General features: G+C 31.9%; 15 protein-coding genes and 1 pseudogene. 3 read left to right on the forward strand and 13 right to left on the reverse strand.

All coding sequences use genetic code 11. The features are described from left to right. Window positions 1-5 precede the first annotated feature (5 nt). The 6 genes from FYJ81_RS02410 to mprF all read right to left on the reverse strand — a co-directional run bounded on the left by FYJ81_RS02410 (window position 6) and on the right by mprF (window position 7,760). Window positions 6-953, reverse strand: a complete 948-nt coding sequence (locus FYJ81_RS02410) for an ABC transporter permease subunit (RefSeq protein ID WP_107384577.1) — start codon at window positions 951-953, stop codon at window positions 6-8. Continuing rightward, window positions 940-2,430 (reverse strand): sugar ABC transporter ATP-binding protein, encoded by a 1,491-nt coding sequence (locus tag FYJ81_RS02415; protein WP_154409253.1) that lies wholly within the window; start codon window positions 2,428-2,430, stop codon window positions 940-942. Before FYJ81_RS02415 ends, FYJ81_RS02410 begins: the two co-directional genes overlap by 14 nt. Before the next feature lie 12 nt (window positions 2,431-2,442). Further along, a complete protein-coding gene (gene rbsD / locus FYJ81_RS02420) occupies window positions 2,443-2,832 on the reverse strand; it encodes a D-ribose pyranase (protein WP_107384575.1) in 390 nt (129 codons plus the stop codon). Window positions 2,833-2,881: 49 nt separating this feature from the next. After that, the gene (locus tag FYJ81_RS02425; RefSeq protein ID WP_154409254.1) at window positions 2,882-3,886 is read right to left on the reverse strand and encodes a LacI family DNA-binding transcriptional regulator; all 1,005 of its coding nucleotides are present in this window, start codon (window positions 3,884-3,886) and stop codon (window positions 2,882-2,884) included. Window positions 3,887-4,234: 348 nt separating this feature from the next. Next, window positions 4,235-4,801 carry a hypothetical protein gene (locus FYJ81_RS02430; protein WP_154409255.1) on the reverse strand — a complete coding sequence of 189 codons (567 nt, stop codon included), beginning with the start codon at window positions 4,799-4,801 and terminating at the stop codon, window positions 4,235-4,237. Window positions 4,802-5,237: 436 nt separating this feature from the next. Next, entirely contained in the window at window positions 5,238-7,760 is a 2,523-nt protein-coding gene (gene mprF / locus FYJ81_RS02435) for a bifunctional lysylphosphatidylglycerol flippase/synthetase MprF (protein ID WP_154409256.1), read from the reverse strand. A 773-nt stretch (window positions 7,761-8,533) separates the two neighbouring features. On the opposite strand from mprF, the pseudogene FYJ81_RS02440 reads away from it, so the two are divergent. Next, window positions 8,534-8,716 (forward strand): annotated as a pseudogene (locus tag FYJ81_RS02440) (IS5/IS1182 family transposase); the annotation flags it as partial. Window position 8,717: 1 nt separating this feature from the next. On the opposite strand, the gene FYJ81_RS02445 reads toward FYJ81_RS02440, so the two are convergent. The 4 genes from FYJ81_RS02445 to parE form a co-directional block, all read right to left on the reverse strand. Beyond that, the gene (locus tag FYJ81_RS02445; protein WP_154409257.1) at window positions 8,718-9,944 is read right to left on the reverse strand and encodes an AI-2E family transporter; all 1,227 of its coding nucleotides are present in this window, start codon (window positions 9,942-9,944) and stop codon (window positions 8,718-8,720) included. A gap of 371 nt (window positions 9,945-10,315) precedes the next feature. Further along, a complete protein-coding gene (locus FYJ81_RS02450; protein WP_107386597.1) occupies window positions 10,316-11,761 on the reverse strand; it encodes an alanine/glycine:cation symporter family protein in 1,446 nt (481 codons plus the stop codon). A 251-nt stretch (window positions 11,762-12,012) separates the two neighbouring features. Further along, on the reverse strand, window positions 12,013-14,415 hold the full coding sequence (gene parC, locus FYJ81_RS02455; RefSeq protein WP_107384979.1) for a DNA topoisomerase IV subunit A: 2,403 nt from the start codon (window positions 14,413-14,415) through the stop codon (window positions 12,013-12,015). Beyond that, the gene (gene parE, locus FYJ81_RS02460; protein ID WP_182467393.1) at window positions 14,412-16,406 is read right to left on the reverse strand and encodes a DNA topoisomerase IV subunit B; all 1,995 of its coding nucleotides are present in this window, start codon (window positions 16,404-16,406) and stop codon (window positions 14,412-14,414) included. Before parE ends, parC begins: the two co-directional genes overlap by 4 nt. Window positions 16,407-16,609: 203 nt before the next feature. Between parE and plsY the strand changes: the two genes are divergently transcribed. Then, window positions 16,610-17,218 (forward strand): glycerol-3-phosphate 1-O-acyltransferase PlsY, encoded by a 609-nt coding sequence (gene plsY / locus FYJ81_RS02465; RefSeq protein WP_107385380.1) that lies wholly within the window; start codon window positions 16,610-16,612, stop codon window positions 17,216-17,218. 645 nt (window positions 17,219-17,863) lie between these two features. Then, entirely contained in the window at window positions 17,864-18,160 is a 297-nt protein-coding gene (locus FYJ81_RS02470; protein ID WP_019467977.1) for a HesB/YadR/YfhF family protein, read from the forward strand. Window positions 18,161-18,360: 200 nt separating this feature from the next. Here the strand turns inward: FYJ81_RS02470 and menI are convergent, their stop codons facing one another. From menI to FYJ81_RS02485, 3 genes are all read right to left on the reverse strand, one after another. Continuing rightward, on the reverse strand, window positions 18,361-18,822 hold the full coding sequence (gene menI, locus FYJ81_RS02475; RefSeq protein ID WP_107384939.1) for a 1,4-dihydroxy-2-naphthoyl-CoA hydrolase MenI: 462 nt from the start codon (window positions 18,820-18,822) through the stop codon (window positions 18,361-18,363). A gap of 197 nt (window positions 18,823-19,019) precedes the next feature. Beyond that, window positions 19,020-21,722 carry an aconitate hydratase AcnA gene (gene acnA, locus FYJ81_RS02480; protein ID WP_107384940.1) on the reverse strand — a complete coding sequence of 901 codons (2,703 nt, stop codon included), beginning with the start codon at window positions 21,720-21,722 and terminating at the stop codon, window positions 19,020-19,022. Window positions 21,723-21,982: 260 nt separating this feature from the next. Beyond that, window positions 21,983-23,626 (reverse strand): BCCT family transporter, encoded by a 1,644-nt coding sequence (locus FYJ81_RS02485; protein ID WP_432578136.1) that lies wholly within the window; start codon window positions 23,624-23,626, stop codon window positions 21,983-21,985. Window positions 23,627-23,703 lie beyond the last annotated feature (77 nt).

Raw genomic sequence — 23,703 nt, forward strand, 5'->3', positions numbered from 1 at the left:
TCCAATTATTTATTTTTTCTATCTATCAGTACTGCAATGATAATAACGACACCTTTTACCACTTGTTGGTAAAATGAAGATACACCTAGTAAATTCAAACCATTGTTCAAAACACCAATAATTAACACACCAATTAATGTTCCAACAATACGACCTTTACCACCAGTTAAAGAAGTTCCTCCTAGCACAACTGCTGCAATGGCATCCAATTCATAGGACATCCCTGCTGTTGGTTGTGCTGAATTTAAACGTGAAGTTAAAATTGATCCTGCCATAGCTGACATTAAGCCGGCTAAACTATAAATCATTATTTTGATTTTATTAACTTTAATTCCTGAAATAAATGCTGCTTTTTCATTACCACCCATAGCATAAGTCTGTCTACCAAATACGGTTTTATGTAGCACAATATATAATATGATAAATGTAATAAACATTGTGACAGCTGGTACTGGAATACCTAAAAAATAGCCCCTACCAAATAATTGAAATGCATAACTACCATTTAAATTTGTAATGGGATTTCCATCTGTAATGACAAGCGTTAGTCCCCTAAATACAGTCATTGTAGCTAGTGTTGCAATGAAAGGTGCCATTTTACCTATCGTGATGAGTAAGCCGTTCACAGCTCCCAAAATCGCACCAAATATACAACCCATGAATAAAGCTACAATAGAATCCATACCTGAAACCATTAAAATCGCTACAAAAGCACTAGATAACGCTAACGTTGAACCTACTGATAAATCAATGCCTCCAGTCAATATTACGAAAGTCATGCCAAATGCAATCAAACCATTAATAGAAACTTGTCTTAATAAATTAAATAAGTTAGAAGGTTCTAAAAAAGCACTATTTAATATACTAATAATAACAACTAATAGTATTAACCCAATAAAAGGTATAATTTTTTCAAAATACGAATAAGAAAATGATAATTTAGACTGTTTCATTTAATTTTCCTCCTGTAGCTAAAGTCATAATACGTTCTTCTGTGATAGCTGAACCCTCTAATGTTCCTGCAATGGATCCTTCATGTACAACCGCAACTCTATCACTCATACCTATAATCTCTGGTAGTTCTGATGAAATCATAATAATAGACATACCTCGGTCAGTTAATTCATGCATCAATTGGTATATCTCACGTTTAGCACCTACATCAATGCCTCGTGTTGGTTCATCTAGTATTAACACGTGTGGTGCAGTCGCAATCCATTTAGCTAAAACTACTTTCTGTTGATTACCACCTGATAAATTGCCACAAGTATCTCCTATTTTGCCTTTAATATTTAAACGCTGAACCATTTGTTCTGAATATTGTTCCATAGCATGTTGTGTTAAAAAACCAGAACTTGAAAAACTTTTCAAAGCAGGTAATGTAATGTTTTCTAAAATTGAATCCTGTAAAACTAAACCTTCTTCTTTTCTATTTTCAGTGATAAAAGCCAGACCTTGTGAAATGGATTGGTTAGGATTTTGAATCTGTAATTGCTTATTGTTAAGTTTCACCGATTTATTCCCTTTATCTAAGCCAAAAAGTACTCTCATAATTTCTGAACGACCGGCACCCATCAAACCACTAAAACCAAGTATTTCACCTTTATGTAAATCAAAATGAATATGTTTTAAATGATGTTCAGCCGAATCCAAATTTTCAACAGAAAGTACAACATCACCTTGATGATATTGTCTAACAGGGTATTGATTATCTAAATCTCTACCAATCATAGATTTTACTATCTCAGCATGCGTCGTATTTTGAGTTTCTTTAGTTAATATCGAACGACCATCCCTCATTACTGTAATACGATCTGAGATTGCAAAAATTTCTTCCATTCTATGCGATATATATATAAAAGAAACGCCTTCTTTTTTTAAATTTTTGATTTGTTCAAACAACGTATTTATTTCGTTATTTGTCAGGGCTGCAGTAGGCTCATCCATGATAATGATTTTCGATTTTTCCATTAATGCTTTACTGATTTCGAGCATCTGTTGCATGCCGACTGATAAAGTACCTGCCATGCGGTTTAAATCGATATCAATATTTAATTTTTTGAAAATAGCCAAAGCACGTTGTTTCATTTTTTTATTATCAACAATGCCAAAAACTTTTGTTTCTTCTTTTCCTAAAAATAAATTTTCAAGCACTGTAAGATTTGGCCAAATATTTAATTCTTGCTGTATAAATGACACACCGTTTTGTTCAGCATCCATCGTATTTTTAAAATGAATAGGTTGACCGTTTTCTAAAACATTACCGCTATCAGCGTTATATACACCTGTTAATATTTTCATGAGCGTACTCTTACCTGCACCATTTTCACCCATTAACGCATGTATTTCTGCATCATTGATTTCAAAATCAACACCTCTTAAGACATCATTTTGACCAAATGATTTATGAATTTGATTCATCGTTATCATATTTTTCACCCCTTAAAATAAAACACCGCTTGATAAAATTGCATTTGCGTAAGGTGTCGCTTCACCTGTTCTTATAATTGCTTTAACATCCTTACTATACATTTTTAATTTTTCATGGGATTCCGTGACCATATCAATATTTTCAGCTAATAATTTCACATATAACTCACTATTTTGTTTTATCATTTCATTTGCAATGGTAAGCTGTTCAATTTTCATATGTGCTTTAACTAAATTAAATACTTCTTCAAATGAAGGGTGTCCAAAAGTTAATGCTAAATCTATTTTTTTAACACCATCTGGTACTGGTAATCCACAATCAGCAATGATAATTGTATCTGTATGCCCTAAATCACTTAATACCTTAGAAATTTCACTGTTCAAAATACCTGTTTTATACATTTAATTCCCCTTTCGTTAAATCATATTTTATGTAACCCGTTACATATCATTACTCAAATCTAATACTGCCTCTGCGTTTAGTTGATAACTTTAGCGTATTATCTTGTTGATTCACTACACAGTTTTTATTTAATTTCAATAAAATTGATACCGCTTGTTGTCCTAAAAAATACGCAGACTGATCAATAGTTGCAATTTGAGGAAACGTCATTGCAGAAAAAGGTATATTGTCATAACCCACAATTTGAATATCTTCAGGAATTTTCAATTGAAATTGCTGAATAAGTCCCATTGTTTCAATTGCAAGTACATCATTGCTACATATAATGCTATCAATATGTAAATCTTTAACTAATGAAATAAATGCACTTTTATTTTTTAAAGTCTCGGCTGAACAATCGTAATAACTTACATCATAATTGTTCAATTCTTGTTTAATGCCATCTATTCTCAATTTAAATGCCCCAATATTCAAATCTAAATGAAGAATCAAAATATTTTTTGGCTTACCTTCTAACACAAGCCGAGCTTGTAATTGTCCGCCTTCAAAATGATTCATAGAAATACCATTACCTTCATCTTTAACACGATCTACAAATACATAATGAATACCTTGTGATACTAATAACTTTTCGATTTGATCATCAGCAAATGCTGTAGCAATCACGCCTACACAATTATAAGCATTGAAAGTAGATAGATAATCTTTAGCCTTATCAACATCGTTGTCACTATTGCCAATTAAAACTTGAAAACCATGCGCAAGCGCTATATCTTCAACACCTCTCGCTATCAATGTAAAAAAAGGATTACTGATATCTGGTAATAATAAACCAATCATTTTTGACTTGCGTTTATATAATGTACGTGCTGCTTCATTAGGTTGATAGTTAAGCTCATGAATCGCACGTTCAATTTGTGTTTTTGTTTGAGCTTTTACATATCCATTATTATTGATAACTCTAGATACCGTTGCTACAGAACAACCCGCTAATTTAGCTACCTCTTTTATTGTTACTATAAAAATCACCTCTATTTTTGTAACCGTTTTCATATTATCATAATAATTTATATTTTGGTAGTTTATTTGAAATTTTAATTTTTATATTACTTTATATTCCATATTTTTATTAATTTATTTATATAGCACAAAAGCATTAGTTTATACTAATCGGACCAAAAATATAAATATCTTACCATTTTATAAACTATTGCGCTATTAGTTATATTAAATAAAGACGTACTCGAACCTTCATTACTTTTATTAAGTGATAGTTTCATCATTTTCTTGAAAACCGCAATTCTTTCACCTCATATAAATTTAAATAAAAAAGACTCATCCTGTTAATTCGGATAAGTCTTTAAAGTTGATATTGAACATTATGTTCACACTCATTAATATCTATTCTATAGTAGATATTTGATCTATATTTTCTATTGCCGTCACTTTTTCATTTGAATCAAAATATACTTTAACAGAAAAATGATTAGATGGATTATCATCATATATTATCGTGCGATTATGACTATTAAATGTTCTTTGACCATGTACTTGAGCAAACGATGCAACAGTAACATTATCAGGAACAACAAAAATTCGTTGAACTTTATCATTTTTAAACAAAACTGCGATGTTACCATATTTATGTGCTTTCTCATTAGCAATTTGTATTATATTTTCACTATCACCAAAATATGTTTCAACTTTACGCTTGTGCATACCTTTTGAAATATGCATATAATGATTTCTTACATCACTATTCATGAAATTTTCACTGAATTGTTGCGATAATACATTAATCTTAGGTATTTTATACTTTGGATTTTTTTCCTTTTTAAACTTTTCATTTTGAGCAGATTGGTTCGAACCTTTGTAATTTGTGTGTATGGTATCATATAACGACTTAATTGATAACGTTAACGCAACTAAAAGCATTATTAATACCAAACAAACGATAACTTTTTTCATTTTTTCACCCCATTGCGCACACTGCAAGCATTAATATTTACATGTTACTACATAATCTTAAAATATTGAATGTATTTTAATAATATAACAAATGATAATAATTCAAATTGCAAATATTAACTTTAATCTGATGTAAAAATACATTTAAGTTTCAAAATGAAATTAACTATATAAAATGTCAATTTTTATTCACATGAGATGATATTATAGTATTGAAAGCGTTTTCTATTGATGATATATTATATTTACACCTTGAACAAAGGGGTAACTAGAAATTCATAAATATAGTTAGAGTCAAAATGATATTTAGAAAGTATATAGTTAGTTTATTAAAAAGTAGTTAATAACTTCTCCGGCATTGACTACAAAAACCATTAAAAGCTATAACTCCAAAAAACAACCAACAATCATTAACGGGATTGTTGGTTGTTTTTTATTATTTTTTTCTAATTACGCGCATGACTTTTGTCATACTTATCCATAATGAATTCCCTTTACGATATACTAAAAATCTTGGTTGCCAGTTGGGATTGAACTTTTCTTTATAACGTCTTAAACCTTGAAATCTATATAGGCCATTGAAATGCTCAAATATTCTACCAGCAAGTCTTTCTCTGTAAAATGAAAACGGTACTTTACCTACATTAGACAGTGTGGCCATGCCCATATTAAAGTATTGATAATGATTTGCTTTAGCCCATAATAGCATATGCAGATATAAACTATCCATCAGTGGTAAGGAAGCATCTGATTTCCAACGAATTAAATCAATAGATAATGTCGAATTGTCATTCACAGGCATAAATGTACAAAAACCAATAATAACTTTTTCTTTATCTCTAATGACTCCAATCGGCGCCTGTGATATATAATGTTCACTAAAATTCCCTACTGAAAATTGCATTTCTGCAGAGCCTGATAACCAATCATCACTTATTTGTTTCAATTCATCAAATATGTTTTGTGAAAAAGGCGGTTCTAACATCTCAAAATTACAACCCAAATCTTCTAGTTTGTTCAAGGTAGCACGCAAACCGCGTTTCTTTTTTCCTGAAGTAGTGAAAGTTGATAAATCAATAATGGCTTCTTCACCTAATTTAAAAAATTGATTTCCAAAATCATGGTAAATTGACATATATTTGTCAGTTACTTGATAGAAAATAATATCGTAACCTAAATAGTGTGCTTCATTATAAAATGTTTCAAGCAACTCATGGAACGATGCACTATTTCCGATAGGATCACCCAAAACAATATATGCATTTCGTTTATAACGATACATCACAAATGCATCTTGCTGTTCATTAAAGAAAAACTTCTTATCACCACTATAAATTAGATGACTTAAATAATTCCCGCCAAATTTTTGAATGATTGTTTCACATTGCTCTAGATTGTGATCACTGCCTGCAGATTTAAATCTTGCTTCAAACCACCACACAATAACACTTACTATAATAACTACTGTAATAATTGTGAACCAAAAATAATATCTTAAAAGAGAGGTATCTACTTCTAAATGATAAATATCTAAAGTATAAAATGTATTCTTTATAAACACATGGTTAATGAACAACACAAGTGCGCCTATGATTACGCTAGACAATAGTTTCGTATATCTAAATGGACGCTTTATGACGCGTGCGCTTCTATAAAATAAAACAAGCATTACGAACATAGTTATTAACCAACTCAAAAGAATCAAAGAAGGATAGGTATAAACTGTGACGCTAAATATAATGATGACTGAACAGATAGCGAACAAAAGTGCTCTCTTAGATAAATGATATACACCAATCACATTTAACAATAATAATAAACATGCACAAGTATGGATAGACGCTATAATATAATAAAACGCATGATTGTTACTATATAGCCCATCATAAATAATTGTAATGTTATTAAAGAAAAATAAAACACTCGTAAATAAAAGTAATAATGCAATGGAAAACGCTGGAATTCTTGTTAAAATATCTTTTTGATAAGATGCTAGAAGTGATGACATATCTTTGACAGGTATCATAATTTTAGAGTCATCCCAATAACGTTTTGCAGTATTTCTGAATTCAAAGGTTGAGAGAATAAGTGCAATTAAAACAGGAAATAGGTAATAAGCTAACCTGTAGAGTAATAAAGCTAAAACAATTTTCTCTTCTGGAATGTTTAAACTTTTCAATCCTAGTAATAGTACCAAATCAAATGTGCCAAATCCACCGGGAATGAAACTCATTAACCCAGATAAAGCGCCAATGATAAATATCCCCATGAATACAGGAAAATGCACATGTATACCAACAATTAATAGTGCCATGTACAACACTAAAGCAGCAATCATCCATTCAATACTAGAAACAATGGTGCAATATATCCCAGTCAGTTTACTGTTTTTATTGACTGGTTTCCAAATTATAAAGAAAATAAAGATCGGCAAAAATAATGCTACAATATACATTAACCATCTAACCCAAGGGAATGGACTAAATACATGCCTAACATCAAATACATGAAATACTACTAAAATAGAAAGCATACTCAAACCAGTCAACATAGAGATTAAAACAATAGAAATAGTGTGTAGTAATCCTTTTTTATCTTCCGTAGTATCTTTATATAATAAAAATCTTACGCTCGCTCCTATAAATCCTCCAAAACCCAATACTGCATTCAAAGCATTTACAATATATCCTATACGTACGGTTTTAACTAAAGAAATTTTTAAATGTAATACCTTAGCTAAAATTACATCATACATCGATAAAATCAATATGGCTAGGCCGCCACTCATAAACAACACAACCAACCATACACTATTAATATCTTTTATAGAATGAATCGTTTCTTTTAAATTTATATTCGCTAATTCTTTATATAACGTAAAAGCAACAAATATAAATAATGAAAGTGCAAATATAACTTTCATTATTGTTAATATTTTATTTCCTAACTTCTTTGACATGTGTTCACATCACTTTTCTATATTCATATAATATTTAAAATATAGCACAATTCTTATTTTTAATAAATAATTCTTATACACGTTATATATTACAATATTGTTAGACTCTGTATACTTCGTTTAAAAGTTTACACATGTAATCATCTTACAAACAAAATAAAAATGAGCAGAACGGGAAGCTAATTCACTTAAAATGAATATTTCATCCCATCTTGTCAATCATAAAAGAGACTGGAACATAAATCCCCATTCTCAAAATAAGAGGGCCAATCCTTAATATAGATTGGTCCTCTTTATATTTAAAATACTACGATTTTGATCGTGCATGCTTGCCTGGGGATATGGCTCGAGCCTGTAGTCTCTCGCCCATATCATTTCCCCGGGCGTCCGCACGTTACAAAATCGCTATAAGTGATGTGTTTTAAAACAATGGAAAAACTTTCGTATTTATTATTTAAAGAAGTAACTGTTTTATAATATTAAAAAACATGATTTAACATATACAACTGCTAGAAATTTATAATTTTAATTTCACCAAATGATATAACTTAATATGATTACACATGATGGATGAGTCCATTTTATATAAAAATCTTACGATTTTGATTATGCATGCTTGCCCGGGATATGGCTCGAACCTGTAGTCTCTCGCTCATATCATTTCCCGGGCGTCCGCACGTTACAAAATCGCTATAAGTGATATGTCACGACATGTGAATGAAATCGTTGAAACAACCCCTAAAAATGTATTCGGTTAAAAAAGTAAACACGTCAAAAGAGAACTTGGATTTGTATTGATGGCACTTAATATTAGAAAAGTAATAGCTCAATAAGCTAGCAATAATCAAAACAATAATGAAAAAGACAATTTCTATATTATTTCAATAGAAATTGCCTTTTTTCACTTGACCAAGAACCTTATGTCTCAGCCTTTTAATACATTGTTTAAATTTTAAATCAACGAATTTCTTCATCAGAAGTAATTTCATATTCCCCTGCATCATCACCATAATATTTATTATAACGACGTTTGTACATGGTAAATAAATGCGAAACTAATACTTTCAATATCGCATAAGCAGGAATACCTAAAATAACACCGACAACACCTAATAAATTACCTGCGCTTAGTAAGATGAATATAATTGTCAGTGGATGAATTTTCAATGTTTTACCCATGATATTCGGAGAAATGAAATGCCCTTCAATAAATTGAACAGCTGTCCAAACAACCACTAACTTCAGCAACATAATCGGTGAAGTAATTAAAGCAATTATAATTGCTGGTGAAATCGCAATCGTCGGACCAATATATGGAACAACACTTGTGACTGCAGCGATTGAAGCTAAAATTAAACAGTAGTCTAAACCGATGATACTATACCCAATAAATAATAATATACCGATACAGAACGATACGATAATTTGTCCTTGGATATAAGAACCAACTTGTAGACTCATTTTATCTAACAAATCATGAAAGTCTTTTCTAAATTTAGGCGGCATCAAGTTTGTTGAAAATTCTTTGAAGCGGTGCCCATCTTTTAACATAAAGAATAAAACAAATGGTGTTGTAGCAATCACAACGCCAACATTTACTAAAGCTTCAGCAAAATTTTTAACTTTAGAACCAAAACCATTAAAATAATCAGACACCATTGAAGGTAATTTTTTCGCCAATGAATCTAATTGATCTTGAATTTGTCCATAAAAATTAGAAATTAAAGAGTATTTCGTTACACTATCTATAAATTTATTAACCTTATCTACATAATATGGGAAGTTATTTCCAAAACTTTTAAACTGAGCACCAATCACAGGTATTAATAAATTAATAGCTAACGCAATCACACCAATAATGACTAAGAATAATATAATCACACCCCAAAGTCTTGATATATTATATCGTTCCATCAAATTAACTAATGGGTTAAATAAATAATATAATATAATCGATACAATGATCGGTGCTACAATTGTATTAAAAACAATTATAAATGGTTTAAAAATATAAGAAACTTGATCAAATATAAAAATAGCACAGCCAATAAATATCAATATAAGCAAAGCAAAAACTAAATCTTTGCCTCCTAAAAACTTCATAAAACGCGTTTCGGGGAAACTTAATTTTAACTTACTTTTCTTAGATTCCGTTTCTTGCTTTAAATTATCTTCATTTGACATAACATCACCAAACCTTATTTTTCAAAATATATTGATCTTTTAGCGCATAATAAAAAAATTATGCACTTTTGTGACACAATACATAACGTTTAATATTTAAAATAACTAATGTTAATCATAACACAATGACCATTTCCCAAACATATATTTTGTCATGTTTTATTAAAAATTAACTAAACACCCATAATTCATAATAACAACTACAAATAAAAAATGTATTGGACTAAAATATTACAGTGTATATTAAAAAGCAGTAATATAAAATCAAATGTTTAACATAACTTTATATTACTGCCTATATATAAATTAATATTAAAGAAAATATGATAATGAAGAAACATTTAAATCTTTGCACTAATATTTAAACAAGATTATTTTTTCTTCATTCCCCAACTCTCAATACCGAACAAGTTGATTTCTAACTCTTCAGGTTTAAATACAGGCTTTTTGCCGGCTTTACGTTGACGTTGGTAATCATTCATAACTGCGAAAGCAATGTTAGATAAACCAATAATAGCTACTAAGTTGACAATCGCCATTAGACCCATGAATACATCTGCCGTACTCCATACCGTTTCAGTTTTCACAACTGCGCCAACGAAGACAAGTACAACAACTAAACATCTGAAAATAAATAATACAGTTTTATTTTCCCATAAAAATTCCATGTTCGATTGACCATAATAATAATTACCGATAACGGAAGAAAATGCAAATAAAGTAATCGCAATCGTTAAGAAAATACCACCTGCACTACCTAAATGTTCATTCAATGCAGATTGTGTAACTGCAACGCCTTGTGCTGCATTCTCTCCAAATTCCAATCCAGTATATAATAAAATCATTATCGCCGTTGCCGTACATACTAACATCGTATCAAAGAATACGCCTAATGATTGGATCAAACCTTGTTTAACTGGGTGTGGCGCAGCAGCTGTAGCAGCAGCATTTGGCGCAGAACCCATACCAGCTTCGTTTGAGAACAAACCACGTTTAATACCTTGAAGAACAGCTGCACCAACAGCGCCTCCAGTTGCTTGTTCAAATCCAAAAGCATTTTTAACTATAGTTGCAATCATTGGTATGATTTGATCATAGTTGAATATTAATATTACAGCAACTAAACCTATATAAATAATTGCCATCACAGGCACAATTATAGAAGATAATGTTGCAATACTTCTTACGCCTCCAAATATAATAATAGCAGTAACAATAGCTAAGATTATACCAGTAACAATAGGGCTTACATTATATTGCGTTTTTAATGATTCAGCTATTGTGTTTGATTGTACTGTATTAAAAACAAATGCAAATGTCACTGTAATTAATACCGCAAAAACAACACCTAACCATTTTTGGTTGAGTCCTTTAGTTATGTAATAAGCTGGTCCACCACGATAACCACCTTCTTCATCAGGCACCTTATACACTTGCGCAAGCGTCGCTTCAATAAATGCACTGGCTGCTCCGATAAAAGCAATAATCCACATCCAGAATACTGCACCAGGGCCTCCTAATACAATTGCTGTCGCAACACCGGCAATATTACCAGTACCAACACGAGAACCTGCACTAATTGCAAATGCTTGGAATGGTGAAATACCTTTTTTTCCATTTTCTAATGTTTCAGGTTTTTCTCCAATTGCTCGAAACATTTCCGGTATCCATCTTAATTGTACGAACTTAGATCCAATGGTAAAAAATATACCTGCTGTAATTAAAAGTCCAATTAAGTATTGTGACCAGATTAAATCATTCCCGACTTGAACAAATGCTTTGAACCAATCCGGAATCAAACTATCAAAATTGCTCAATTTAATCCCTCTCATCTATACAAATTAATTTTCATAGTAAAATCAAGAGATTTATAGTTTCATTCATGTTTATAAACAAAATCCAATGCTTATGTAGACATGAAAATAAATGAATCGGTAAAGTACTTATCATCAAGCATTGCACAGTACCTTTTCACATTACTATAAATCTCTTGCTTCATTTTTGTTACACCTAATAGGTATTTTATCATTATATTGTTGTATTTACTAACAAAATTTTAAAACTAGTGTTATTTAACGATCATATTAACAACTTCACCAAATTCTTTAACATCTACTACAAAGCTACCATTGGTATATTGTTCCGATAAATGAATATCTTTAATATTGCCGCTTTCTTCATGTTGTTTTGAATATACTGTATAAGTTGTATGATCCGGCTGAACAACGTTAGCTGCTACGATGCGATGCGGTGTTTTTTTAAGCTCTTTTAATAATGTGATACCGCGTTGTGCACGTTTAGCTTTTTGTAAAATATTAAATCTTATGCGTTTTAATGAACCACGTTGAGTCGCCATCAAGATCGTGTTATTTTCATTAACGATTTGTGTTAACACAACATAGTCCTCACTTTTAAGGTTAATCGATTTAACACCAGCGGCTCTTAGTCCAGTATCTGATAACTCTTCACTACTGTAAGTTAATGACATCCCTTTGTGTGTTAAAACAGTAATCGTTTGTGGTTCATCTAATCTCATTACATTGATCACTTCATCATTATCTTTTAGTTTCATAGAGACAAGTGGTTTATTGTATCTTGATGTTTTAAACATAGAGACATTACTTTTCTTAATCATGCCATTTCGCGTAGCTAAAATATAAAATACATCTGGTTTAAAATCACTTTCACAATAAACATCTATAACATGCTCGCCTTCATCAATAGGCACAATCTGTGATACATGTTGTCCTAAATCTTTCCACTTAATCTCTGAAAGTTTATGAACTGGTATATAAAGATGTCTGCCTTTATTAGTGAATACTAATGCTGTATCTAATGTATTTACTTCTTGATATTTGAGCATTGTATCCCCATCTTTTACACCTAGCTCTTCTACACCACTGGCATTAAAGCTACGTAACGATGTTCGTTTTATGTAACCATGTTTCGTAATACTCATAATCACATTTTCGCTTGGCACCATGACCTCTTTGTCAATTTTGATTTCACTGATTTCAGCTTCTATAGTAGATAAACGTTGTTGTTTATATTTATTTTTTATTTCTCCCAATTCTTCTTTGATAACATTCAACAAAGCATCATGGTTATCTAAAATATTTTTTAAATGTGCAATTTTAGCTTTTAATTCATCATGTTCTTCTTGTAATTGTACTATATCTGTATTTGTCAGACGATATAGTTGCAACGTAACAATAGCTTCAGCTTGTGCTTCTGTAAAATCAAACTCAGAAACCAAATTATCTTTAGCGTCTTTTTTATTTTTTGAATTTCTAATGAGTTTAATAACTTCATCTAAAATTGACAAAGCTTTCATTAGACCTTCTACAATATGCATTCTACTTTCTGCATTATCTAATTCAAAACGTGTACGCTTAGTAACTACATCAATCTGATGATTGAGATAACTGTCTATAAATTGGCGAATACCCATAAGAAGTGGACGACCGTCACTGATTGCTACCATATTAAAATTATATGCAACTTGTAAGTCTGTGTTTTTATATAAAAAATTAGCAACCGCTTCGCTATTGACATCTTTCTTTAATTCAATGGCAATTCGCAGCCCTGTACGGTCTGTTTCGTCACGTACTTCTACAATACCATCTACTTTTTTATCTGCTCGCAATTCATCCATCTTTTTAACAAGTGAACTTTTGTTAACTTCATAAGGTAATTCAGTAACGATGAGTTCTTTTCTACCATTTCTCAATTCTTCGACATCGACTTTAGAGCGAACAACAATTTTACCTTTTCCTGTTTCATAAGCTTTCTTAATACCATCAATCCCTTGAATAATACCACCTGTAGGAAAATCGGGACCTTTGATATACTTCATCAACTGACTTACAGTGATGTTGGGATTATCTATATACTTCAATGTTGCTTGAATAACTTCAGCGAGATTATGCGGAGGTATATCCGTGGCATAACCTGAAGATATACCTGTACTTCCATTGATTAACAAATGTGGCAGTCTAGCAGGTAATACCATTGGTTCCATTGTCGTATCATCGTAGTTAGGCATAAATGGTACAGTTTCTTTATTAATATCTCTTAATAACTCTTCTGAAATTCTGCTTAATTTCGCTTCAGTATAACGCATAGCAGCTGCTGGGTCGTTATCAATACTACCATTATTACCTTGCATTTCTATCAGAACATGTCGCAGTTTCCAATCTTGACTCAAACGAACCATCGCATCATATACAGATGAATCACCATGAGGGTGATATTGTCCGATAACATCACCGACAGTTTTTGCACTTTTACGGAAATTTTTATCAAATGTATTACCACTAGAATACATAGCGTATAAAATACGTCTTTGAACAGGTTTAAGCCCATCACGAACATCTGGTAATGCACGCTCTTGAATGATGTATTTACTATATCTACCAAATCGGTCGCCAATAACATCTTCCAGCGACAAATCTTGAATTATTTCACTCAATTCATTTCCTCCTCATCAGAATAATCCTGCTCTAGTATTTGAATTTCATTGTTATCCAGAATGCTTTGATCTTCTTGAAGACCAAATTCAACATGTTTTTCAATCCATTCACGTCTAGGAGCTACTTTGTCTCCCATTAAAGTTGTTACGCGTTTCGATGAACGTAATTCATCATCAACTTGTACTCGAATCAGCGTTCTTGTATCTGGGTTCATTGTTGTTTCCCATAATTGATCAGCGTTCATTTCCCCTAAACCTTTATAACGCTGTAAACTAAATCCTTTACCTAATTTCTTTTGTAGTTTTTCTAATTCTTCATCTGTCCATGCATATTCTATTTTCTTAGAAGCACCCTTACCTTTTTCCAGTTTGTACAATGGAGGTAATGCTATAAATACTCTACCTGCTTCTACTAAAGGTTTCATATATTTAAAGAAGAATGTTAATAAAAGCACTTGAATATGTGCGCCATCCGTATCCGCATCTGTCATTATAATTACACGATTGTAATTGCTATCTTCTAATTTAAATTCATTACCTACACCAGCACCTATTGTGTGGATAATCGTATTAATCTCTTCGTTTTTAAAAATATCTTCTAAGCGTGCTTTTTCAGTGTTTATAACTTTACCTCTTAACGGTAAAATTGCTTGATATTTCCGGTCACGCCCCAATTTTGCAGAACCACCAGCTGAATCACCCTCAACTAAATACAATTCTTTTTTCTCTGTATTCTTACTTTGCGCAGGTGTTAACTTTCCGGATAATAATGTATCTTTTCGTTTGTTTTTCTTACCTGATCGCGCATCTTCTCTTGCTTTACGTGCTGCTTCTCTTGCTTGTTGGGCTTTTAATGCTTTTTTAACGAGGGTTTTTGACAATTGTCCTTTTTCTTCTAAATAATAAGGTAATTTTTCAGATACAACTGAATCTACTGCACTTCTGGCTTCAGGTGTACCTAATTTAGACTTAGTTTGCCCTTCGAATTGTAATAATTCCTCAGGTATACGAATTGAAATAATCGCAGTCAAACCTTCTCTTATATCATTACCATCTAGGTTCTTATCTTTTTCTTTCAATTCATTAATACGTCTAGCATAATCATTAAACACTCTCGTCATTGCTGTTTTAAAGCCAACTTCATGAGTGCCGCCATCTTTAGTACGCACATTATTGACAAAACTCAAAATGCTTTCCGAATATTGATCATTATACTGAAATGCAACCTCTACTTCTATATCATTAGCAGTGCCAGCAAAGTTTGCTACATCGTGTAACACTTCTTTACCTTCATTTACATAACTCACAAATTCTTTTATACCATCTTCATAGTGGAAAACATCTTCTCTTTCTTTGCCCGCTCTCAAATCTTTAAGTGTAATTCTAAGATTTTTAAGCAAAAATGCTGATTCTTGTAAACGTTCGCTCAACACATCATAGTTAAAAGATGTTGCTGATTTGAAAATTTCAGCATCTGGTTTAAAGGTAACTTTAGTACCTGTTTTTCTAGTTTTACCTTGCTTTTCTAATCCAGTAGCTGGTACACCACCATGACTAAATAGCTGTTTATAGATAGCACCATCTCTGTATATTTCTACTTCTAACCATTCACTTAATGCATTTACAACTGATGCACCTACACCGTGTAGACCACCTGAAGTTTTATATCCGCCTTGTCCAAATTTACCGCCTGCATGAAGTACTGTAAATATTACTTGAACAGTAGGTTTACCCGATGTATGAATTCCGGTTGGCATCCCACGTCCATCATCTTCTATAGTAATACTTTCGTCCTTATTTATTGTCACTAATATTTCATTACCAAAACCGTTTAATACTTCATCGACGGAATTATCGACAACTTCATACACTAAATGATGTAATCCTCTTTTATCGGTAGAACCAATATACATACCAGGTCTTTTTCTTACGGCTTCTAACCCTTCCAAAACCTGAATGGAATCATCCGAATATTTATTTTGTTTGTTCATTGCCAATCGTTTCGCCCTCCTACAAACGTACGTTCGTTTTTAAAACTATACATTAGTTATTCTTATATAAATCTTGATAAATTGCAAGTATCAAATTAATATTTAAACCGTGTTTTACTACAGTTATAAATTTTTATTCGTCTAACCGAGGTCATATATGGTAAAATAATTTTAATGTCATTAAAGGATGTGGATTATGTATGGTGATGATAATTATCATGTTAATTTTAAGTTATCTCATTGGTGCTTTCCCAAGTGGCTATGTAATAGGTAAATTATTTTTCAAAAAAGATATTAGACAATTTGGTAGTGGGAATACAGGAGCAACAAACAGTTTTAGAGTATTAGGAAAACCTGCAGGATTCCTTGTTACATTTTTAGATATATTTAAAGGGTTTATTGTTGTGTTCTTACCACTATGGTTACCAGTGCATGCAGACGGTGCTATTAGTACATTTTTCACAAATGGACTCATCGTAGGCGCATTCGCTATTCTGGGTCATGTTTATCCAGTTTACCTTGGATTTAAAGGTGGAAAAGCGGTTGCCACAAGTGCTGGTGTTATACTCGGAATCAATCCTATATTATTACTCATTTTAGCAGCGATTTTCTTCGGCATACTTTATTTAACAAAGTATGTATCACTATCGAGTATCATAGCATCAATCTGTTGTGTAATCGGTGCACTATTAATTCGAGATTATATCTTACTAGTCGTGAGTATCGGTGTAGGCGTTCTATTAATATTTAGACATCGAACTAATATTGTTAGAATATTTAAAGGCGAAGAACCAAAAATTAAATGGATGTAACTATTACAAAAGTCATTAGCAATCAATAACAAAAATAGCAAACATACTCAGACTGGGACAATCTAATGCCTCAGCTACTGATAAGTAAAAACGAATGTCTGGCTAATAGAAAATGATGGAACATAAACTTATTCATTAGTCAGTTTTCCTTATAGTGAAGCAGAAATCTTTAAAATAGACTTCTGCTTCACTATTTTTTATTCATTAAATTAAAGATTTATAGCTCAGACTATCATTATACTATTAATTTTTACTTATTATAATCCAAGTTAAGCGTATGAATTGAATCTTGTCTCAAAACCAGCATTTTAAAACATTATTTATAAAACATAACTTAACATTTGTGGAATAAATGCACTTCTCTTAATTCTACATTCATAAGCAATAACATCTATCGTTCATTTACTATTATTTTAATTATAATCCTTATATTCATTATGCCACACTAATCTACAACGTGGTTAAATATCTTCGTTTTCACTCTGAAACATGATTGAACAATTTGAATTCAAAGAAAATTATACTTAAATATGATATACTACTTTTATTATTACTCAAAATTGGGTAATAAATATAGTACTAATTTAAAAATTAGTAACCAATGGTCACAAGCTATAACTTGTGAAATGAGAGGGGACTTTTATTATGGATATAAAACTTTCAGATAACGCTGTATCTTGGTTTAAAGATGAACTTGATTTACCTGAAGATAACAAAGTCTTACAATTTTTCGTTCGCTATGGTGGAGAATTCCAATTAAAACAAGGATTTAGTCCTGCATTTAGTGTTGATCAAAAAGATGATGTAGAAATTGGTTACGAAAACCATTTCGATGGCTTAGATGTAGTGATTGCCGAAAAAGACTTATGGTATTTTGAAGACCATGATTTATTCATAGACGTCAATGATAGTGTCGATGAAATTGCTTATTCTGCTAAATAATAATAGAACTCAAAACACATAACACAATATATAATTCATATAAAAATATATACTTAAAAAGAGCCTGGTTTCATTCCAGGCTCTTTTTATCAATCATCTTTATCATTCTTTTGTACACTTGAAAAACACATGGTAAATGAATTAATGTATATAAATACAAATACCATACATTGAATTATGCATTTATACATCTAACTAAATTAAAGCATGCCATTTTCTACTTCAAATGTTTCTCCAGCTTGATTTCTTTTATCTACTTCTGCATACATAGCATGCCATTCTGGAAAATATCTATCTAATCTAATAGGCTTAAAGTTATCCTTCCTAATACAAGTCAAAACAGTTGAACCTGTAGTAGCTAATTCGCCAACCTCGTTGTACACTTCATAACGATAAATTGATCTTAAACGTGTGTATTTTTCAACCCATGTCTTAATTTTAACAGTTTCAGGATATTGTATCGTTTTTATATATTTAATATCTAAATCTGTAACAGGAGAAATAATACCAGATTCTTCCATTGCTTTATAGCTAAAACCTAATTTTGATATATAATCTGTGCGTGCAACCTCAAACCATGTTGGATAATTACCGTGATAAATAACACCCATTTGATCTGTTTCTGCATAACGTGAAGGAATTTCTGTAATACTATAAATCATTATAAACGTCCTCTTTTCAATTGTTCGAATTACTTATATATAAATATTAACATAAAAATGAAAGCAAGGCAGAAAACACATTTTAAAATCATTTCCACAGACTTAACTAGAAAAAGTTAAATGTTTAGCGTTCACAAATAAAATAAGGCTGAGACACAAAAGATTGTCTCAGCCTTATTTTTGTTCAGAATAAACAATTAATTTGCTAATTTATTTCTTAATACTAATTGTAAAATGCCGCCATGACGATAGTAATCAATTTCTACATGTGAATCGAAACGTGCAACTGCTTCGAAGTCAACAACTTCTCCATTTTCTTTTTTAGCAGTTACTTTCACTAAATCATGTGGTTTTACATTTTCATCGATGTCAACAGAAATAGTTTCTGTACCATCTAAACCTAGGCTATCTGCAGATTCACCATCTTTGAATTGTAAAGGTAGCACACCCATCATAACTAAGTTAGAACGGTGGATACGTTCATAACTTTGAGCGATTACAGTTTTAACACCTAGTAAATTTGTACCTTTAGCAGCCCAGTCACGGGAAGAACCCATTCCGTAGTCATTTCCGGCTAATACTACTAAACCAGTACCATCTTCTTTATATTTCATTGCCGCATCATATATAGGCATTTGTTCACCAGTAGGCCAGTAAGTAGTGAAACCACCTTCTGTACCTGGTGCTAATTGGTTTTTAATACGAATATTAGCAAAAGTACCACGAACCATTACCTCATGGTTACCACGACGAGAACCATAAGAGTTAAATTGACGAATAGGTACGTCATGATCTAATAAATATTTACCTGCTGGCGTATCTTTACCGATAGCACCCGCTGGAGAAATATGGTCAGTCGTAACTGAATCTCCAAATTTACCCATAATACGTAAATTATTTAATGATTTAATATCATTTGGTTCTTTAGATAAATTTTGGAAGAATGATGGATTTTGAATATAAGTTGATTCTGGATCGAAATCATACAACGGTTGATCTGTTACATCGATTTCATTCCACATTTCATTGTTGTTATAAACAGTTTCATATTCTTCTTTAAACAATTCAGGTGTAACGACACTATCTACAGTATCTGCTACTTCTTTAATTGTTGGCCAAATATCTTTTAGATAGATATCTTCACCATTTTTTCCTTTACCTAATGGCTCATTTTGTAAATCAATATCAACTGTACCTGCAAGTGCATATGCAACTACTAATTGAGGTGATGCTAAATAGTTAGCTTTTACTAATGGATGAATACGTCCTTCAAAGTTACGGTTACCTGATAAAACAGATGTTACAAGTAAATCTTCTTCAGCAATCGCTTTTTCGATTTCTTCTAATAATGGGCCTGAGTTACCGATACATGTTGTACAACCGTACCCTACTAAATTAAATCCTAAGTCATCTAAATATTCTTGTAATCCAGAATCTCTTAAATAACCTGTAACAACTTTAGAACCCGGAGCTAATGAAGTTTTAACATATTCAGGTACTTTTAAGCCTTTTTCAACTGCATTTCTAGCTACCAAGCCAGCACCCAACATAACATATGGATTTGACGTATTCGTACATGATGTAATTGCTGCAATCGCAAGGTCACCTGTAGTCATTTGTGTTTTAGATCCATCTTTAAATTCAATTGTTGCTGTTTTATCAAATTCACTTTCATCAAAACCATGACCCTGGTTACCAGCAGGTGCAGTAACAGATTTTTCAAATTCTTCTTTCATATCACTTAAGAAGATTAAATCTTGAGGTCGTTTAGGACCTGAAAGTGAAGCTTCAACTGTAGCTAAATCTAATTCAACCACATCTGTATAATCTGGTTCATCTTTATCAGCAGTAAAGAACATATTGTTTTCTTCTAAATATTTTTCAACTAATTCAATTTGTTCTTCTGAACGACCAGTTAAACGTAAATATTTTAAAGATTCTTTATCTACAGGGAAGAAACCACAAGTTGCACCATATTCAGGCGCCATATTTGCGATTGTAGCTCTATCTGCTAATGGTAGATGTTCTACACCTGGGCCAAAGAACTCAACAAATTTACCAACAACGCCTTTTTTACGTAATTCTTGAGTTACACGTAAGGCTAAATCCGTTGCAGTAGCACCTTGAGGTAGCGCATTAGATAATCTTACACCAATTACTTCAGGAATTGGGAAATAAGAAGGTTGACCAAGCATACCAGCTTCGGCTTCAATACCACCTACACCCCAACCTAATACACCTAGACCATTAATCATAGTTGTATGTGAGTCAGTTCCTACTAATGTATCTGGAAAAGCAACTGTTTCTCCGTCTACTTCACGTGCGTGAACAACGTTTGCTAAGTACTCTAGGTTAACTTGGTGTACAATACCAGTTGCTGGTGGAACAGCACTATAGTTAGCAAATGCTTTAGTAGCCCAATTTAAGAATTGATAACGTTCGTAGTTTCTTTCAAATTCTAATTTCATATTTCTTTCTAGCGCATCTGGATTCGCATAGCTATCTACTTGAACTGAGTGATCAATAACTAAATCTACTGGCACTTCTGGATTAATTTTATTTAAATCTCCCCCAACATCATTCATAGCTTTACGTAATGACGCTAAGTCAACAACTGCAGGTACACCAGTGAAATCTTGTAAAATTACACGAGATGGTTTGAAAGGCACCTCACCTACTGTACCTTTATTGAATTCAGACAATGCTTTAATGTGATCTTCAGAAATAACAAATCCATCTTCTTGTCTCAATTCAGATTCTAATAAAACTCTTATCGAATATGGTAATTTGGATATTTTAGTTAAACCTTTTTCTTCTAAAGTTTTTAAATCATAGTATGTGTATGATTTCCCATTTAGCTCGAATGACTTTTTCGCTTGCTCTTTTAAATTAGAAGCCATATAAATCCCCCTTGAAATTTTTAGTAATTATATGCCGTTAATTAAATTGTATAATTATATGTAACTTAAAACAACTACCTACCATTATAAACATCTATAATTTAGATTTGAATTTACAATCAGTATGTATAAGTAAAACTTATCACAAGTGTATCGTGTAATAAGTTATTATTATTAATTGAGAATCATTATCACTAATTAAGTGCAATTAAACTTAAACAAAAAAACTGAGAGCCTTCATCGGCCCTCAGTTTTTAAGCTTATTTCTCTGATTTTTCAGCGTCTCTTAACGGCGCTCTTTTATTGATAATATCATCTTCAAAATCTTCTTGTTGATATTGTACATAATCTTGTAGTCTGTGTTTGTTAGGCGTTAAAGTTAAGCCTAAGAATTTACGTTCTTTATTCGCATCTTTGTAGAATGAAATCATCATCATTATAACTACAAAGGAGAATGGTAACGCACTGATTATGGCAGCACTTTGAATTGCATTTAAAGCATCTGCACCATTTCCTCCACCTGCAAATAATAATACGAAAGCAATTAATGACTGAGCAATACCCCAAGTCACTTTAACAACATTTGAAGGTTCTAATGAACCAAATGTCGTTTGCATACCTAATACAAATGTTGCAGAGTCAGCAGATGTAATAAAGAATGATGCAATGAGTACTAGCGCTATCAACGATAATACAATTCCAAATGGTATTTCATTAAACGCGCCAAATAATTGAGTTTCAGCTGTCATATTAAACAGTTCAGGATTTTTCTTACCAGTTTCAATACCTAGTACACCAAATACACTGAACCATACAAAACTTACTAAAGCAGGTACTAAAAGTACACCACCAATAAACTCACGTACTGAACGACCTTTAGAAACACGCGCTATAAAGATACCTACGAATGGACTCCAGCTTAACCACCAGCCCCAATAGTAAAGTGTCCAGCTAGACATCCATTCACGTTTTTGTGGGTTTTGAGCTGCTGTATCAAAAGTATTAAATAGGAATGAATTTAATAAACTACCTGTTGAACTTGTCATCATATTTAATATCAACACAGTTGGTCCAATAATCAAGACTGCAATCATTAGAACCGCACCCAAACTAATATTTAAATTACTTAAGTATTGGATACCTCTACTTAAGCCTGACCATGCACTCATTAAGAATAGAATCGTAACGATCACAATAATGATTGCTTGTACCCAAATAGTATTTGGCACACCAAATAGGTAATTCAAACCACCATTGATTTGTAATGCACCCATACCTAATGAAACAGCAACACCGACAACTGTAGCAAATACTGCTAACACGTCAATGATTGTTCCAATTGGACCTTCTACTTTATTGCCTAAGATAGGGCGTAACGTTCTTGAGATAAGTCCTGGTTCTCCTTTTCTAAACTGTGCGTAAGCAAGTGCTAATGCAACGACACCGTAAATAGACCACGCATGGAATCCCCAATGGAAGAATGTAGAACGTAATGCTTCAGTATATGCTGCAGTAGTTTTAGGTTCCGCATTTGGCGGTGCAGCAAAATCTGCCATAGGTTCAGCAGCACCGTAGAACACAAGTCCTATACCCATACCAGCACTGAATAGCATCGCAAACCAAGATATAGTATTAAACTCCGGTTTATCATTTGGTTTACCGAGCTTTAATTTTCCAATAGGGCTAAAAATTAGGAAAATACAGAAGAAAACAATAAACGTTGTAAGAATTAAGTAATACCAACCCAATTTATCAGTAATCCATAGTTTGATTGTGTTCGTAACAGTGTCAAATTGTTCTGGAACAATTGCCCCGATTAAAACAACTATACCAACAATAATCGCACTATAAATAAATACTGGGGATATCTTCTTACCGTTTGGTTGATTTTCAGAAGAATTCACAATTAATTACTCCCTTTCATATTTATATTAAATTTTTAAATCTAAATAGAAAATTTGAAAAAACAAATTTATTTCTA

This window comes from Staphylococcus sp. McC-251-APC-3A2, assembly GCF_009695665.1.
Lineage (GTDB): Bacteria > Bacillota > Bacilli > Staphylococcales > Staphylococcaceae > Staphylococcus > Staphylococcus cohnii.

Excerpts from the sequence above, each read along its gene's own strand:
- FYJ81_RS02410 (WP_107384577.1), bottom strand. The coding sequence starts at position 953 with ATGAAACAGTCTAAATTATCATTTTCTTATTCGTATTTTGAAAAAATT.
- FYJ81_RS02415 (WP_154409253.1), bottom strand. The coding sequence starts at position 2,430 with ATGATAACGATGAATCAAATTCATAAATCATTTGGTCAAAATGATGTC.
- rbsD (WP_107384575.1), bottom strand. The coding sequence starts at position 2,832 with ATGTATAAAACAGGTATTTTGAACAGTGAAATTTCTAAGGTATTAAGT.
- FYJ81_RS02425 (WP_154409254.1), bottom strand. The coding sequence starts at position 3,886 with ATGAAAACGGTTACAAAAATAGAGGTGATTTTTATAGTAACAATAAAA.
- FYJ81_RS02430 (WP_154409255.1), bottom strand. The coding sequence starts at position 4,801 with ATGAAAAAAGTTATCGTTTGTTTGGTATTAATAATGCTTTTAGTTGCG.
- mprF (WP_154409256.1), bottom strand. The coding sequence starts at position 7,760 with ATGTCAAAGAAGTTAGGAAATAAAATATTAACAATAATGAAAGTTATA.
- FYJ81_RS02445 (WP_154409257.1), bottom strand. The coding sequence starts at position 9,944 with ATGTCAAATGAAGATAATTTAAAGCAAGAAACGGAATCTAAGAAAAGT.
- parE (WP_182467393.1), bottom strand. The coding sequence starts at position 16,406 with ATGAACAAACAAAATAAATATTCGGATGATTCCATTCAGGTTTTGGAA.
- FYJ81_RS02470 (WP_019467977.1), top strand. The coding sequence starts at position 17,864 with ATGGATATAAAACTTTCAGATAACGCTGTATCTTGGTTTAAAGATGAA.
- menI (WP_107384939.1), bottom strand. The coding sequence starts at position 18,822 with ATGATTTATAGTATTACAGAAATTCCTTCACGTTATGCAGAAACAGAT.
- acnA (WP_107384940.1), bottom strand. The coding sequence starts at position 21,722 with ATGGCTTCTAATTTAAAAGAGCAAGCGAAAAAGTCATTCGAGCTAAAT.